The following is a 15,963-nucleotide window of genomic DNA, read 5'->3' as shown; positions in this document are numbered from 1 at the left end:
GAAGCCTATGCGATGACGTGGAGTTTAGCTGCGAGGATGCGTGCAGAAGCGATATTAGCTTTTTAAAAGAGATCTGTGACGCTGCGATAAACGCCGGAGCCTCCACCATAAATATCCCCGATACGGTGGGTTATCTCTATCCGGATGAGATCACCGCCCGAATAGGTGAAATCGTTAAGCTTATCGGCGAGCGCGCCGTAGTTTCGGTGCACAACCACAATGATTTGGGAATGGCTACCGTAAATTCCTTAGCCGCTATCTTGGCAGGAGCCAGACAGGTAGAGTGTACGATAAACGGTATCGGCGAGCGCGCGGGCAACGCGGCGCTGGAGGAGATCGTAATGGCGATCAAGACGCGCACAGATAAATTTGCGCCGCTTTATACCGATATAAATTTGAAAGAAATTTACCCATCCAGCCGCTTGGTCGCTAGCATCACGGGTATCGAGCCGCAGCCCAATAAAGCGATCGTCGGCAAAAACGCCTTCGCGCATGAAAGCGGCATCCATCAAGACGGCGTGCTAAAACATAAAGAAACTTACGAGATCATGCACGCCGAGGATATCGGGCTTGATAAAAACTCGCTCGTGCTGGGCAAACACAGCGGCCGTCACGCCTTCAAAGACAAGCTGGTATCTTTGGGCTATGAGCTTAGTAACGAGCAGATTGAGATCGCGTTTAATAAATTTAAAGCGCTTGCAGATAGCAAAAAGGACGTTTTCGACGAGGATATTAGAGAGCTCGTAAACGACGAGTTCGTGGGGGCTGAGAAGACCTACGAAGTGCTAGTTTTAAGCTCCAATAGCTGCAACAAAGGACACGCTAGCACCGCGCTTACGCTAAGATATAAGGATGAAATTTTAAGCGATAGCGCGCTTGGAAACGGCGGCGTGGATGCGATATTTAAGGCGATAGATCGTATTAGCGGTATCAGCGGTAGCTTGAAAGAGTATCAAGTAAAAGCGGTCTCGCAGGGCAAAGACGCGCTGGCAAAAGTAACCGTCAAGGTGGAATTTGCGGGCGAGGGCGCCATCATCGGCAGAGGACTTGACGTAGATACGATGCTAGCGTCCGCAAAGGCCTACGTTGCGGCGCTAAATACATATTTGGACGCTAAACGTTAAGATGTTGGCGTGTACGGCGGGATTTGTTAAATTTAACGCAAATTCCGCCAGATTAAACAAATCAAAAGCAAAATTTTAATAATATTTCACACTTAAAACGTTGGAGTAGGGGGTATTGAGCCGAAACTCGTTTTAAAATTTATTTATGGAGACTTTTATGAAAAAAGTTCTTGTATTGTTATTTGCGCTTTGCGGCGCGGCTTTCGCTAGCGAGCAGCTAAGTGCTTACACTCAGATCGTTTCTTTTTCTGCAATTACCGTTGCAGTTGTTTTAGGTCTAGCCGCTTTGGGTGGCGCGTTAGGTATGGGAAATGCCGCTAGTGCGACGCTTAATGGTATCGCTAGAAATCCAAGCGTGGCTAGCAAACTATCGACTACGATGTATATCTCGCTTGCGATGATCGAAGCGCAGGTTATCTATGCGTTGGTTGTTTCATTCGTCTTACTTTTTGCAAACCCTTTCGTAACAGAAGGTCTTGCGGCTGCTGCAAAATAATTCTAAGCCCGAGAAATCGGGCTTTAAACTTATATAATTCAAGGCTTGAGATTAAGCTTTAAAATTTATGCGACCGTGGTGGAATTGGTAGACACGCTATCTTGAGGGGGTAGTGCCGCAAGGTGTACGAGTTCAAATCTCGTCGGTCGCACCATCTATCAAAATTTTCCCTATTTTTTCGTTTTTTGAATTTTTAAATAATTTTTTGAGCCCTATTTTTGGGAATTTTAAAATTATTCTTAAAAAATTCTTAGCACCGAAAATCATCGATTCATACATATATTTTAAGAAAAACTACTATATATTAAAAAATTGTATAGTAGCTTTTTCTGCGCTCTCGCCTTGTTAATCCTTTGAGGAAATTCTATAATCTGCCTAAAATTACTATACAAAGGAAGAAAGATGACGGGAGTTTTTACAAAAATTAAGGATAATCCAATTTTTAAATCAGACCCTGATAAAGTAGTCAGGAATTGTATTTTGCCGCAATATAAGCGCACTATGGTCGAAGTCTTAGATGATTTTATAGCCGTTAAATTTTATAGCTCTCTAGCTAGAGACGGAACAGTTAAAACACACAGGCACTATCACTATACGCAAGGCGGCAAGCTAATCAAAGTTCTAGGCAATGCCGACGAAATAACATTAGAAGGGGCTAGAATATTGTTAAAAAAATTGATATCAAATGGCCATATTAATGGTGTGGTGGCTCCAAAGAATACGCTAGCGAGTGTTTTTAAAATTTACTGCGAATATAACGCTTTTGCCGAGAAGACGTTAAGGAAATTACGATTTAGATTTCAATCGAGGCTAAAGTGCGTTAGCGATAAAGATATCGGCAAGATTACCAAAAAGGAGATAATGCAGATATTGGACCCCATTTACAAGAATAGAAAATTTGCACTTTTAAAAGATCTGTTCTATTTTATTCGTTCTTTATTCAGGTTCGCGCGAGATAGAGGTATAAGCGATAATCTTTTATTTTGCGATACGCAATTAAAAAACCTATATAAGATACCTAAATCTGGGGGCTATTCATATATTTCCGCGAATGTGGATTTGAGATTGTTGATAAAATACATCATGAGCTACCCTTACCAAATAGGCGTCAAGAACGCTTTAATCTTTGGACTGCTTACCGGATTAAGAAGCTCAAATGTAAGAAATTTAACCTACGAGCATTTAAAAATAGACGATGACGGAGAATATTACTTACTATTCCCGCAGGATGAAAATAAAGTGAAAGCTAATGGTGATGAATATCTGGGTCTTCCAAAGGAGGTAGGTGAGTGGCTAGAGAGCATAAAAACAAAGTCTCCTTTATCTTTTGTGAATACAGAGGGAAATGTTTTGAGTGAGGCGACGCTTGTTAAGGCTCTTAGCCAATACCTAATGCTATAGCGCCACCAGCCGCATCAACGATAGGAATAATCATATTTAGCCCACTTGATTTGATTTTTACATAGTTATCAAAAACCTTAACATTATCAGGGTCGGCTAAAACATTTACAGGAATTCCTTTTATGAAATCTATTGTATCCGAAGTAGGCTTGACATACCAAGCAACACCTTGATTTGAATTGTTAGAAGCATTGTTATCTTCTGGCATAATTTTCTCCTATTTATAGAATTTGTAATTTTTATCTAAATTTTCAATTTGTAAATTAAAATTTTGCAATAAATACTCATTTACTAGTTTATAGTCTTGCTTTGTCATCAAATAGACATTTACAGCATTTTTTTGATTGTCACAAAAAACTATGGTGCAAAATAGTATAAATTTATAATCTTTGTTAATTAACAAGGCAAATAATTTTGCTAAACAAGCAAGTAAATTTGATAAAATCAAAAAAAATCCCGCAATAACAAAACCAAATAGTACAAAAATTTTTTGAACCGAGTTATCTGGTATCTTACCAATCATAGGATAAATACTTTTTTTAACCCAAACAATATTTTGTTTTGCTACCGTCGTATCTCGTTTATCCCAATAAACTTTATCATTATATAAATATACTTTTTCGGGTTTTCTAAATTTTCTAATAAAATCAATAAAAGCCCAAATATTGACTATTGGAAATGCTACAACCACAGAGCTAAATCTTGGATTTCTCATTTCATTTTTTAAAATTTCAAAAAACTCGCCACTATTCCAATCGACAACACCAGTAAAAAATACAATATAAATCATTATAGTGTTACATACAAGTAAAAATGTAAAACCATACATTATCATTATAAAGTTATTTTTAATGATGAGTGGAGCTTTATCATAATCTCTCATTTTAATCCTTTTTAAAAAATTTCTCTTATTGCAAGAATTTATTTAAATTCCCACAATGCCCACAACCTTGTAATTGCGAGACCACGAAGTGGTCGAAACAATCCAGCAATGAGGCGTTTTGAATTTGCAAATTCGCCTTAATAAACGGTTTCTCCGTTTCGCAACGACATTTTAATGCAAAATTCAAATCTCGTCAGTATCGTTTGATACTGAATTTATTAAATTTACAAATTTAAACTTACTTTACAAATTCACACAATTAGTAAATTTAAATTTGCAAATTTAATATTTGGATCTGTTTGATCTGAATTAGCCCTCAGTTAAATCCAAAGAATACAGCAGTCTTTTTTCTGCTTTATCCAACTCGTTTGTTGCCTTATTAATTCTGCTTGAATTACTCATTTTTTGTCTCCTTATTAGAAAATTTTTATTTTAAATTATTGTCAATATCTCTGTTAAATATAGTTAAAATATACTGCCTCAACTCGTCGTGGTCTTTTTGATTGAAATAAAACATATTGATAGTCGGAGTAATTTTCCACCTTTCAATCGAAGCCCACTCTATGTTTATTTGAAATTTTCTAGCATATTTCCAAAAATTTTTAAGAGTTTTGTTTGATTTTTTATAAATTCCCATGAAAACTAAAATTTCTAAAAATTCGGCTAAAAATAATGTAAATATTGTAATAAGTACACTCAACAAGAATGGTCCAAAACTATACCTAGAAACAAAATTTATTATCGTAAATGCACTCAAAAATGCCCAACCAAAACCTGTTGTTGTAATTATTCGCATAAAAGAACAAAAAACCATTTTGCCTTCTTTTTTTACATGCGAAATATCGTAACCAATTGGATTGTCAGATGGATTATGAAGCACAATTCTATCTCCCATAACTTGGAAATGTATTGTTTCATCAATTTTATTGTTATGATTATAAAACACAACTTTTGAATTGTAAAAATGAGTATAATGTGGCTTTATTGATAAAATATTTTTAAAATCTAATATTAAAATAAGAGTTGTTATAAAACCAAAAGAAAGGGCTGTTTGTATAGCTATTCCGATTTCTAAATTTCCATCTTCAAATTCATCAAATTTATTCAAAACGAATGCTGAAACAATCACCCAAAATGCAAAAATTAATAAAAAATGGATAAATAAAGCCCAACTAGTATAATTCCGTAAAATTAACGGTTCTTTATCGTAGTCTCTGGCTTGAGTTTTAGAATTTTTGTTAGAAGCGGCTTGACTTGAATATAAATTTTGAAATTTTGAATCGTCCTTTGTGTTTGAATTTGAGCCGTCTGAATTTTTATCATTAAAATTCAAAATTTTAGAATTCGAACTGTTTAAATCTGAAACATCAGAATTTGGGATGTCAAAATTTTGAGCACTAAAATCTTCCCGCAAACCTTGCTCTAAATTTTGACGTCGTTCGTTTAGAATTTTCTTTAGCTCTTCAAGCCTTACCTTGTTCATCCTTATCCCCATTGATGATCTCAGAAGTTTGCCTATTTTACTCTTTGCGGCTTAAGCGGATATTAAATTACTATAGCGGCCTACCTTCCGTTATTACGTGCCATCATTCCCAATCAGATCGGCATATAATGACAAAATTTTTACATGTTGCGTAGATGTCCTGAAGTCGATTTTGAACTGAATATTTTTGTCGGGTATCCCGTCGGTTGTCATAATCTATTCGATAGCCATTCCTGCGCCTATTTTTTCCTCCGGCACCATCGTTCTAGCTTAATAAATTCCCTCAATCCCTTAAATTTCTTTAAAATTCCTTTCTAATTTAAGCCCCGTTTCAAATAGACTTAATAGAATTCCTTCAAATTTCACTCAAAGGTATCCAATGCAAACCGCCCTGGGCTCGCTAGGTCTGATAGCCGCCGTAAATCATATCCCATTCGATGCCAAGGCGCTTATAAATAAATTTGCGCTAAGCAGCGAGGAGCCGCAGATCGAAGAGCTGGTGCGGATGGCTAAGCATTGTGAGTTTAAGGCTAAAATCAAAAAGCTAAATCTTTCAAATTTGATGCGCTATAAGCCGCCCTTTATCCTTCAAAAAAAGGATGGAAGCTACTTCAACGTCCTAAAGATCGAGCAGCGAAGTGAAGCGGATATTAAAGCGGCAAACGCTAGCAAGACAGCGGTCGATTTAGATAGCGCAAATTCCAAAGATGCGGCAGATTCCAAGGAGACATTGAGCTCTAAAAGCGACACGACAAATTCTTTAAACTCATCTTCATCCGCATCGTTCTCTTCCGACGCGCCGTCTTCATCCCACGCGAACGCATCCCATTCGTCCGCCAAAGAATCTAAAGCCTCCCACTTATCCAAATCCCCTCAATCCAAATCCTCGCCAGAATCTTCTCTTAAATTTATCGTATTTGATGGCGGCAATTCCGTAAAAGAGCTGGGCGCGAGCGAGCTGTTTGATCTTTGCAGCGGCGAGTTTATAGTGCTAGCTCATAAAACTCTGAATTCTCAGATTAAATTCGGCTTTGCCTGGTTTTACAAGCGGATGCTAAGCTTTAAAAGAGTGGTATTTGAAGTGCTTTTAGCTTCATTCATCATGCAGCTTTTCGGTCTTGTTACACCTCTTTTTACTCAGGTGGTGCTTGATAAGGTTTTAACCCATCATAGCATTAGCACGCTAAACGTAATTGCATTTGCATTTTTGGCGACCATCATATTTGAGATGCTTTTAAGCCTAAGTAGAAATTATATATTCGCTCACACTACTACTAAAATTGACGCTAGGCTCGGTAGCGAGCTTTTTAGCCATTTGGCTCTGCTTCCGATGACCTACTTTGAGAACCGTAAGGTTGGAAACATCGTTGCTAGAGTGCGAGAGCTAGATAGCATAAGAGAGTTTATCGCAAATAAAAGCGTAAGCGTGCTACTTGATATTTTATTTAGCTTCGTATTTGTCTTTATGATGCTGCTTTACAGCGTGAAGCTTACGCTGATCGCAATCGCATTTATAAGCGTAATTGCTGCGATCTATTTTTTCATCACGCCGGTACTTAGAAGGAGGCTGGAGGATAAATTTCAAATGGGAGCCGCTTCGAACTCCTATCTCGTAGAAGCAGTAACCGGAATGCAGACGGTAAAATCTCTAGCGATCGAGGGCAGCATGCAAAAGATGTGGGAGGAAAATCTAGGCAGATACGTCCGATCGTCTTTTAATCTTTCAAATTTAAGCAACGTCGCAAGCGGCTTTGCCTCCGCTCTACAAAAGCTTATGACGCTTTGCATTTTATATTTCGGCGTGGGGCTCGTAATCGAAGGCAAGTTAAGCGTCGGTCAGCTCATCGCCTTTCAGATGTTTGCGGGGCAATTTAGCGCTCCTGTAATGAGGCTCGTGGGCCTTTGGAATGAATTTCAGCAGGCCCTTCTTAGCGTAGATAGGCTAGGAGATATATTAAATACTCCAACCGAGCAGAGCACCGATAAACCGATCGCGCTAAATAATATAGAAGGGGATATAAAATTTGACGCCGTAAATTTCAGATATAGGCCGGATCTAAATTTAGTGCTAAAAGATATCAGCTTTCACGTAGAGCCGGGCAAAAGCGTAGGCATAGTAGGCAGAAGCGGCAGCGGTAAAAGCACGATTACGAAGCTGATCGAGCGGCTCTATCTGCAAAGCTCGGGAGCCGTTTACATAGACGGCATAGATATCAGACATCTTAATCCATATCTTTTGAGGCAAAACATCGGCGTAGTCCTTCAAGAAAACTATCTATTTAGCGGCAGTATCAAAGACAATATCGCCTTTGCAGCAAGCGGAGCTAGTATGGAGGAGATCATCAGGGTTAGTAAGATCGCGGGCGCTCATGATTTTATCGCCGAGCTTGCAGGAGGTTACGATACCTTCGTAGGAGAGCGCGGCTCTAGCCTTAGCGGCGGGCAGAAACAGCGCATCGCAATCGCTAGAGCGCTCATAAATAATCCTAAAATTTTGATCTTTGACGAGGCAACCTCCGCACTTGATTACGAAAGCGAAAGTATCATCAATAAGAATTTAAGCGAGATCAAAAAGGGAAAAACCTTTATCATCATCGCGCATAGGCTAAATTCCGTCAAGAATTGCGACGAAATTTTAGTACTGGATAAAGGCGAGATCGTAGAGCGCGGAAGGCACGATGAGCTAATGGCGCTAGGCGGCTACTACAAGAGCCTATATGATAAGCAGCTAGGATAGGTCGAAAGGCAGGCGGGATAAATTTAACGCAAGAGGCTTTTAAATTTAAACCCAGTTATTGCGCGCCGTCGCCTTTAAGAGCTTTATTATAAATTTATGGCATAATTCAATTAGATTTCTACAAGGATAAGCCATGCTTGCATCGATAAATATTCAAACATCAAACGCTAAAACGCTTAAAGCCATAGAGGATATAATCGCAAATGATCCTACCGCCGTTATAAGCTATAATGAGCTGAATTATTTAAGCCCACAGGATGAAGCTAGACTTATGGAAATTTCAGATGCCGACGATAGAGGCGAGCTGAAATATTGCTCGCACGAGGAGCTGCTGGAGCATCTAAATAAGCTTTTTAAAAAAATGGCCTAAGACATGAAGCTCGTCTACAGCGAAGAATTCCTTAATGATTTGGATAAAATTATTATGTTTATCGCACAGGATAGTCCCGAAAGGGCGGCTAAATTTGCAGATGATTTGATTCTTAAAATTTCAGACATTCCAAATCGCCCATATAGTTTTAGAAAAAATCCCAAACTTAACCGTAAAGATACTAGGGATCTGGTTTTTAAAGGCTATACGGTGCCGTTTCGCGTAAACAAAGACGTCATAAAAATATTAGCGATATTTAAACGTAATAGCCATGCTATGAAATAATTTATTAGATTAAAGTTGCAAACAATGCTAAAAATTTTTAAAAGAATAGATGATGATTCAAACGAGTTCAAGCCTTTATTGATCGAGATAGAGGATGCTCCGCAAAACCCTTTAGGAAGATCTATTTTATGGATCGCTTGCGGGGCTTTGATATTTGCCGTGCTGTGGATGGTATTTGCTAAAGTAGATATCGTAGTAAGCGCTAACGGCAAAGTCGTGCCCGACGGCGAGATTAAAATTTTAAAATCTCTCGAAAGCGGCGTCGTCTCTAAAATTTTAGTAAAAGAGGGCGATCGGGTGAAAAAGGGCGATCATCTAATCTTAATCGATCCAAGCGTCTCTACGGTAAATTTATCCACCAAGCAAGAGAGCCTAGCTCTACTTGAATACTCGATAAAAAGGCTTGATGCTCTAAGCTCGGGTAGGAGCTTAGATGCTAATATCAGCGCAGATGAGCTTAGCTTATACAATACGCAAAAATCAGACTACGAAGAGAGCATAAACGTATATAATCTAAAGATGCAAGCTCTGCAAATGGGGATAAATTCCACCAATTTAGAGGTCGAGAGACTAAGCGGAATTTTAAAGATAGATGAGGCACGGCTAAGCAATCTAAATAAAGTAAAAGATATAATAGCGCGCAGGGATCTATATGAGCTCAAATCCAAGGTAATCGAGCTAAACTCCAATCTTAAAATTTCAAAGCAGAAGCTTGCCGAGCAAAAGGCGAATTTAGATGAGCTAGCCAAAGAGCTTGAAGCCTTTAAAAGCCAAAGCATATCTAAGTGGCTCGATGAGATGCTTGCCAAACAAAAAGAAGCAAGCTCGCTAAAAGCAGAGATCAACGCGATTTTATTTCAAACCAGACAGCAGATCATCTCCTCTCCGGTTGACGGCTTTGTAGGAAAGCTACTAGTAAATACGCAAGGAACTGCCATCACAAATCAAGAAAATTTAATCTCTATAGTGCCTAGCGATAAGCCTTTAATCATCAAAGCAAACGTTCTTAATAAAGACATAGGCTATCTGGAAAACAATCAAAGCGTAGCGATTAAGGTTCAGACCTTCGACTTTCAAAAATACGGCAAGCTAGAGGGTAGGCTGATTCACATAGCAAACGATGCGATAAACGATGAGAAGCTGGGAGAAATTTACGAAGTAAAGATCAGACCGGATTCTACATTTTTAATCGTAGATGGGATCAAAAAGGAGATCGAGCCCGGTATGAGCGTAACGGCTGAAGTAAAAGTAGGCAAAAGACGTGTAATAGAGCTATTTATCTATCCCGTCATCAAATACCTGGACGAAGGACTTAGCGTAAGGTAGAGAAGAAGGGTGGGCGGCTATTTACCATAGTGGATAAGTCTCTGCTCAAATACACTGCTCGCTTGAGCGACCGCCTATCCTGTCTGTCCTAGCACGGCCTCACTTTAAATTTAACGCAAGCAAGGACGTCCACTTGATAAATTTTTAATGTAGTGCCAAAGCAGAGTGGATAGCCGCTACCTCTATCTTGAGCTGCTGTTCGTTCTAGCAGGCGAGCCTTTAGCCAAATGTGCAATTCAAACAGCTGCCCCGCCCGAGTGGTTACCTGTCTCGCTTGGTTGGGCACGCCGCTTGAATAGCTGCTTTTCATCTTAGAGGTTGTTTATCCTAGCGGATGGTGACAATCCAAGCTAACAAAAACGATATCTTTGCGAGGGGTGGGAATTGCCGCCGCCGGTAGCCTTTGCGAGCAACCGGCGGCGTTTTACGAGTAGTAGTTAGCGGAGCAATCTGCAGTATTGAGGGAGCGCACCACTAGAGGGGGCTAATTCCCCCAGCCGCTCGCAAACATCTGCATGATATCCGGATTATTTTTCATATCATCCATCGAGATATTGCTCATACCGTTATTTGAGGCGTAAGCGTTGAGATCTTCGATGATCTTATTTATCTTGCTGGCAGTGATATACTCTCCGCTAGCAAGCGCGATCTGCTCTATGGCACCGCCGCCGAATTGATTATTTATACGGACGGTGTCGTTTTCGCCGTATTTTAATACAAGATCATTGGCAACCCTTTGGAAGGTGATGTTTTCTTTGTTTATCCCCTCTTTAAATTTGATCGTATCGTTGTCACCGTGGTTATCATAGATGGTATCCGCTCCGTCGCCTCTGCCGAATACATAGGTATCGTCACGAGCGCCGCCTTCTAATCTATCGTTACCGGCTCCGCCTATTAGGATATCGTTATTCTCTTCTCCGTAAAGAGTATCGTCACCATCACCGCCGTAAAGGGTATCGTTGCCATATCCGCCGTATAGTTTATCGTCACCATTGCCGCCGTAAAGGGTATCGTTGCCATCACCAGCACCGATAGTATCATTACCGGCTTCACCGTAAAGGATATCATCGCCGCCATTGGAATGTATCGTATCGTCGCCAGCTCCGCCGTGAATTTCATCGTTAGCATTTGCACCTATAATGGTATCGTTGATATCGGTTCCTTTAAACATAGTCTGTGTTTCAAAATCATGAATAGATAGTTTAGTTCCATCTGCGAATTCGAATTTTTCTATAGTTCCGCTGTAATAACCGGATCCACCCCACGCATAAGCGTCTTTTATCGTTATTTTATCTTCTGTTCCTTTAATGGAAATTTCAAGGTCATTGATATTGTTCTCAGCTCTTTTAACGATTAGATCTTTTAGGCTAATCCCCTCTTTAAATTTGATCGTATCGTTGTCACCGTGGTTATCATAGATGGTATCCGCTCCGTCGCCTCTGCCGAATACATAGGTATCGTCACGAGCGCCGCCTTCTAATCTATCGTTACCGGCTCCGCCTATTAGGATATCGTTATTCTCTTCTCCGTAAAGAGTATCGTCACCATCACCGCCGTAAAGGGTATCGTTGCCATATCCGCCGTATAGTTTATCGTCACCATTGCCGCCGTAAAGGGTATCGTTGCCATCACCAGCACCGATAGTATCATTACCGGCTTCACCGTGAATTTCGTCATCTATATTGGTTCCGTTTATAACATCATCGTCATCGGTACCTCTTAGACTCAAGGCCCGTATCTCGCCTATACTCATCGTCTCGCCGTTTGCGAATATAAAATTCTCTATAAAATAGCTCGAATTCGTCGCGTTGCATCGTAGCAGGATAGAGTCCGTCTCGCTGTTTTTAAACGAAATCTTTATATCATCGCCGGCGCGCTTTACCATTATATCATCTTTGCTTATACCGGCTCCGAATTTAATCGTATCAGATCCGCCGCCATCCAGTATAGTATCGGCCCCGTCGCCTATGTTGAAGATATAAGTATCATCGCCGGCTCCACCTTCTAGATAATCATCGCCTTTTCCGCCCACCAAAACATCATCCCCGATGCCTGCGTAAATCTTATCGTTTCCGCCCCCTGCATCGATATAGTCGTTTTGAGAGGTTCCGCTTATGGAGTTTTCTCCGTCGTCGCCTTTTAAAATTTTATCTGCTAAAACTTTATATATCGCAGGATTTTCCACGCCCAGAGCGGTTAAGTTTTTGCTTAACGCTAGGGCCAAATTTGGCTTATAAGCCGCAGCGGACTTGACTAGATTTTTTAAATTTACCATCTCTTCATATTTTTTATCGGCATAGAGTTCCTTCATCTTGTTTTTAAAGGCGCTAAAATCATAATCCAGCTTTTGTGTTTCGTTATTAAGCACCATATATTCGGTATCCAGTACGTTTTTATAGGTTATTTGAAGCTCAATCTGAGCGTATACGTAATCCTCAAACCTCTGATATAGCTCATGCAGGTAGCTTGATACTGTAGAATTTGGATGTCTTCCTTGACTTACGTGGACGAATTCCTCTCCGGTTAATGCTTCGTAGACATTTAGCTCCCTTGCATCGCTCATCGCGCCTCTGCCGCTAGTAGGATTGTTTTCAACTCCGGCCCATTTATAAATCAGAGATTTTATCGCGGCTTTTCTATCTTTAGGCGACAAGCTTATATAATTTTGCAGTGCGGTTTTAAGAGCTGCGTTTAGGCTCATCGCAGAGTGCAGATCATACATATTACCCATTGCCGACACGTTAGGTAGGTTTAAAATTTCAGGAGTGATCTGCACATTAGGCGCCCTTGAGTCGCTTGGATCGACTTTGAAATTTACGTCAGCTATCTCCGCGGTTTTACCATCTTTAAAGGTAACTTTTGAGACCTCTTTTATTATATTTTCCGCATTTTGTAAATTTTTATTTTCGTAGTTTAGATCGATAGATTTGATCTGTGAATCTTTTATATTACTAAGCTCATCCTTGCTTGAGATCGCATCGGAGTTTTTATCCTGCCATAAAAGAAGCTTACTCCAAATTTCATCTTTTTTATCGATCGTTCCATCTTTATTAGAATCATATTTTTTAAGCTCTTCAAAACCGTTCATAGAAGATCCGTCTCCAAAAAGCTCGCTCGCGTTGTCTATCACGCCGTTGCCGTTTTTATCAAGTGCTAAAAACGCTTCGTTCTTACCTACCCAGCCGGTAGCTTCGGCAAAGCCGTTTAGATCGTGATCGAAATTTATGGCTCCGTTCATCTTTATGAGTTCTATGCCGTCTCCGCCAAGATCTACTACGAGCGGATCGTAATATTTAGGATCGTTAGGCTTTTTGTCTTTATCGTCGTCTACGATAACAAATTTACCGGATTTATCTTTTAAATATACGGTTGCGTTAGATGACACGCCGTATAAGCCTCCATAAAATTTAGAATCCTCCTCCTCTATATCATCGTCTTTCCAAGTAGCGGCTACGAATTTTTGCCCCGAGTGAGTTACTCGTATGCATTGACCGTTCGCATAAGCAGTGATATATTCGCCTTTTTTCAATTCTCTACTTAAAAATATAGTTCCCTCTATCTTTCCCATAGCCTCTGCGACGGTATTCCCTTCTACGCTCATGTAAATAGGAGTATCATCGTCGGTGATGGTAACGGAACCTTGCTTTGTTATGGCTGCGACAAGGTTGCCTTTTTGCTCGGTTATGGTGGCAAAGATATTTTCTTTTCTGATTTTATTGTTTTCGTCGTTTACTATAAAATCGTCTTTCCAGCTATATTTATATTCATAAGATGGATTATCTTTACTAAGAGTTATCGGATCTTCGCCCGCTCTCATTCGCACTTTAATCTCTTGACCGTCTAGGAGCTCCCCCTTTACGCCAATCGTAAGAGTGGCGACTCCTTCGTTTTCCATAGCTTGCGCATCGGAGATTTCTACTTCTACCTTGTTGATCAGCTTTATACCAAGGTCATTTCTTTCTCGGTGATAGTCTTTAATAATAATAGATTTTTTTGTACGTTCATCTACTACTTTTAATTCATTGCCGTTTAGATAGTAGGTATAATCGTTCGCCTGGTAAATTTTAGAATTTGGCGCCGTTTCTACCCCTCCTTTTAGATGGTGATTGGCGTGCCCGAACCATACGACACCGCTCCCGTCGCTATCGCTTATAATATCATTATTATCTACGGAGTATACATCATAACCATCTCCGCCGTATAGCTCATCAGCGTCATCATCATCCCCTGCATTTATAGTATCGTTTCCGCTACCGCTTCTTACGATATCTTTGCCTTTACCGGCATAGATGGTATTACCTAGAACGCCAGAGGCATCTCCCAATACTATAAAATCATCGTTTTTACCTGTTTTTACGCTATTGTGACCATTGCCTAGATATACTTTGTTTTTGCCGTCGCCTAAATTTATAGTGTTATCTCCACTTCCGCCCACTACTCTATCTTTTCCCTTGCCTCCGTAAACAAAATTATTATTGTCTCCTAAAGTGACGGTATTCTCGCTTTCTTCATCATCCAGATCGTTGCCTTTGTGTTCATCAGTATGGGTAAATATGGTATTTGTTCCGTAAAGAGCCGTTATGGTATCGTTTCCGCTTCCTGCATAGACGAAATCGTTCCCTCCATCCGTTACGATAGTATCGTTACCCTCTCCTCCATATAAAAAGTCTTTTCCGCCTAGGTCTTCATTAACTTTTGATGAAGAAGCATAAATTTTATCATCTCCTTTTCCTCCATATATGGTGTCGCTATCGGCACCGCCATGAAGCCAATCGTCTCCGTTTCCTCCATATATAGTATCGTTACCCTCTCCTCCATATATAATATCGTTTCCGCTTTTACTAAGTATAATATCGGTTAGATTATCTATTGTAGAATCAAAGTCGCCGTATAAAGTATCACTTCCCTTGCTTCCGTATATAGTATCGTGACCGCCTCCGCCTACGGCAGTATTTGACGATAAATCGGTTCCGTCATCTCCGAGTTTATCCTTACTTCTATTGCCAACGAAAATCCTATCGTTACCATCCTCTCCATATAAGGTGTCGCTGCCATTTCCGCCTATCATTATGTCATCTTTATCAGTACCTGAAACAGTATCATTTCCGGATGAAAGGAGATATAAAATTCCATTAGATAGTTTATCTTTGTGGGGGTTGAAATTTCCGTTATCTAATCCTGTTTTGGGATCGATAATCCATTCATCAATTATTTTACCGACTAGTAATCTGTATTCCAATAATTTTGTGGGGGATGCATTAATTATAACCTCACCCAAAGCACTAATAACAAAATTTACTATATATTCTTTTTGAGCACCTAGCTGATATTTTAAAAAAGAATCTATAAAATCACCTTTTTTAATATTTCTACTTAGATCAATATTTTTTTTCGTAATTGTATTGTGAATAATCTTGTCATCCGATTTTGAGCCGTAATAAACATATTTTCCTTCTGCGCTATAATTAAATACATCGGAGCCAATAAGTTTTCCATAATATTTTACATAAGAAGTAATAAAATCTTTAGCATAAAGTGCTAAGGCGCTTTTTATCTTTTCATCGTTTGTAATTACTTCTACTTTTGGCATAGAATTAAAGCTATCTCTAGTAATGCTTAAATCTTCGGAATTAAAGTTTGCATAGTAATCATCTTTGAATTTAATGTTTACAGTTCTACCTATACCATTTGGATCGAATAATTCTGATAACACTGGATTAAATGAAGCTGCAAGCCCATTATCACTTTTAAAGTCGAAATTATCTATTCCTGGTTGTATTTGCAAATTTTCAATTCGATCTGGAATTATAGTTTTTGTACCATCTTCATTAATAATGCATTTAAAGACATATCGTATG

At 39.5% G+C, this 15,963-nt stretch carries 12 protein-coding genes and 1 tRNA gene; 8 read left to right on the top strand and 5 right to left on the bottom strand.

What is annotated here, in order from left to right; all coding sequences use genetic code 11:
* From Q0257_RS11055 to Q0257_RS11040, 4 genes are all read left to right on the top strand, one after another.
* Positions 1–1,124, top strand: a 1,124-nt coding sequence (locus Q0257_RS11055) for a 2-isopropylmalate synthase (RefSeq protein ID WP_298024825.1), incomplete at its 5' end; no start/stop codon positions are given.
* A gap of 157 nt (positions 1,125–1,281) precedes the next feature.
* Positions 1,282–1,620 (top strand): ATP synthase F0 subunit C, encoded by a 339-nt coding sequence (atpE, locus tag Q0257_RS11050; RefSeq protein WP_297987338.1) that lies wholly within the window; start codon positions 1,282–1,284, stop codon positions 1,618–1,620.
* 69 nt (positions 1,621–1,689) lie between these two features.
* A tRNA-Leu gene (locus tag Q0257_RS11045) sits at positions 1,690–1,774 on the top strand.
* A gap of 248 nt (positions 1,775–2,022) precedes the next feature.
* Positions 2,023–3,021, top strand: coding sequence for a hypothetical protein (locus Q0257_RS11040; RefSeq protein ID WP_298024823.1), 999 nt, complete (start codon positions 2,023–2,025; stop codon positions 3,019–3,021).
* Here the strand turns inward: Q0257_RS11040 and Q0257_RS11035 are convergent.
* From Q0257_RS11035 to Q0257_RS11025, 3 genes are all read right to left on the bottom strand, one after another.
* The gene (locus tag Q0257_RS11035) at positions 2,999–3,229 is read right to left on the bottom strand and encodes a hypothetical protein (protein ID WP_298024821.1); all 231 of its coding nucleotides are present in this window, start codon (positions 3,227–3,229) and stop codon (positions 2,999–3,001) included. The genes Q0257_RS11040 and Q0257_RS11035 overlap by 23 nt on opposite strands.
* A 9-nt stretch (positions 3,230–3,238) precedes the next feature.
* Positions 3,239–3,904, bottom strand: a complete 666-nt coding sequence (locus tag Q0257_RS11030) for a hypothetical protein (protein WP_298024819.1) — start codon at positions 3,902–3,904, stop codon at positions 3,239–3,241.
* A 427-nt stretch (positions 3,905–4,331) separates the two neighbouring features.
* On the bottom strand, positions 4,332–5,387 hold the full coding sequence (locus Q0257_RS11025) for a hypothetical protein (protein ID WP_298024817.1): 1,056 nt from the start codon (positions 5,385–5,387) through the stop codon (positions 4,332–4,334).
* A gap of 379 nt (positions 5,388–5,766) precedes the next feature.
* Between Q0257_RS11025 and Q0257_RS11020 the strand changes: the two genes are divergently transcribed.
* The 4 genes from Q0257_RS11020 to Q0257_RS11005 all read left to right on the top strand — a co-directional run bounded on the left by Q0257_RS11020 (position 5,767) and on the right by Q0257_RS11005 (position 10,105).
* Positions 5,767–8,124 (top strand): type I secretion system permease/ATPase, encoded by a 2,358-nt coding sequence (locus Q0257_RS11020; RefSeq protein WP_298024815.1) that lies wholly within the window; start codon positions 5,767–5,769, stop codon positions 8,122–8,124.
* Positions 8,125–8,257: 133 nt separating this feature from the next.
* Complete coding sequence (locus Q0257_RS11015) at positions 8,258–8,494, top strand: hypothetical protein (protein ID WP_298024813.1); 237 nt, start codon at positions 8,258–8,260, stop codon at positions 8,492–8,494.
* Positions 8,495–8,497: 3 nt separating this feature from the next.
* Positions 8,498–8,779: a type II toxin-antitoxin system RelE/ParE family toxin gene (locus Q0257_RS11010; RefSeq protein ID WP_298024811.1), complete on the top strand. Its 282-nt coding sequence runs from the start codon at positions 8,498–8,500 to the stop codon at positions 8,777–8,779.
* Positions 8,780–8,803: 24 nt separating this feature from the next.
* Positions 8,804–10,105, top strand: coding sequence for an HlyD family type I secretion periplasmic adaptor subunit (locus Q0257_RS11005; RefSeq protein WP_298024810.1), 1,302 nt, complete (start codon positions 8,804–8,806; stop codon positions 10,103–10,105).
* 88 nt (positions 10,106–10,193) lie between these two features.
* Here Q0257_RS11005 and Q0257_RS11000 read toward each other — a convergent pair whose 3' ends face one another.
* A complete protein-coding gene (locus Q0257_RS11000) occupies positions 10,194–10,415 on the bottom strand; it encodes a hypothetical protein (protein WP_298024808.1) in 222 nt (73 codons plus the stop codon).
* 174 nt (positions 10,416–10,589) lie between these two features.
* Positions 10,590–15,344: a calcium-binding protein gene (locus Q0257_RS10995; protein WP_298024806.1), complete on the bottom strand. Its 4,755-nt coding sequence runs from the start codon at positions 15,342–15,344 to the stop codon at positions 10,590–10,592.
* Positions 15,345–15,963: the final 619 nt, after the last annotated feature.

It is taken from the genome of uncultured Campylobacter sp. (assembly GCF_938018035.1).
In the GTDB taxonomy this organism is placed as follows: domain Bacteria; phylum Campylobacterota; class Campylobacteria; order Campylobacterales; family Campylobacteraceae; genus Campylobacter_B.
This window is presented reverse-complemented; position numbering and strand designations above follow the sequence as displayed.

What these genes read in the sequence shown, in the direction of transcription:
- atpE (WP_297987338.1), top strand. Translation starts at nt 1,282, where the DNA reads ATGAAAAAAGTTCTTGTATTGTTATTTGCGCTTTGCGGCGCGGCTTTC.
- Q0257_RS11040 (WP_298024823.1), top strand. Translation starts at nt 2,023, where the DNA reads ATGACGGGAGTTTTTACAAAAATTAAGGATAATCCAATTTTTAAATCA.
- Q0257_RS11035 (WP_298024821.1), bottom strand. Translation starts at nt 3,229, where the DNA reads ATGCCAGAAGATAACAATGCTTCTAACAATTCAAATCAAGGTGTTGCT.
- Q0257_RS11030 (WP_298024819.1), bottom strand. Translation starts at nt 3,904, where the DNA reads ATGAGAGATTATGATAAAGCTCCACTCATCATTAAAAATAACTTTATA.
- Q0257_RS11025 (WP_298024817.1), bottom strand. Translation starts at nt 5,387, where the DNA reads ATGAACAAGGTAAGGCTTGAAGAGCTAAAGAAAATTCTAAACGAACGA.
- Q0257_RS11020 (WP_298024815.1), top strand. Translation starts at nt 5,767, where the DNA reads ATGCAAACCGCCCTGGGCTCGCTAGGTCTGATAGCCGCCGTAAATCAT.
- Q0257_RS11015 (WP_298024813.1), top strand. Translation starts at nt 8,258, where the DNA reads ATGCTTGCATCGATAAATATTCAAACATCAAACGCTAAAACGCTTAAA.
- Q0257_RS11010 (WP_298024811.1), top strand. Translation starts at nt 8,498, where the DNA reads ATGAAGCTCGTCTACAGCGAAGAATTCCTTAATGATTTGGATAAAATT.
- Q0257_RS11005 (WP_298024810.1), top strand. Translation starts at nt 8,804, where the DNA reads ATGCTAAAAATTTTTAAAAGAATAGATGATGATTCAAACGAGTTCAAG.
- Q0257_RS11000 (WP_298024808.1), bottom strand. Translation starts at nt 10,415, where the DNA reads ATGAAAAGCAGCTATTCAAGCGGCGTGCCCAACCAAGCGAGACAGGTA.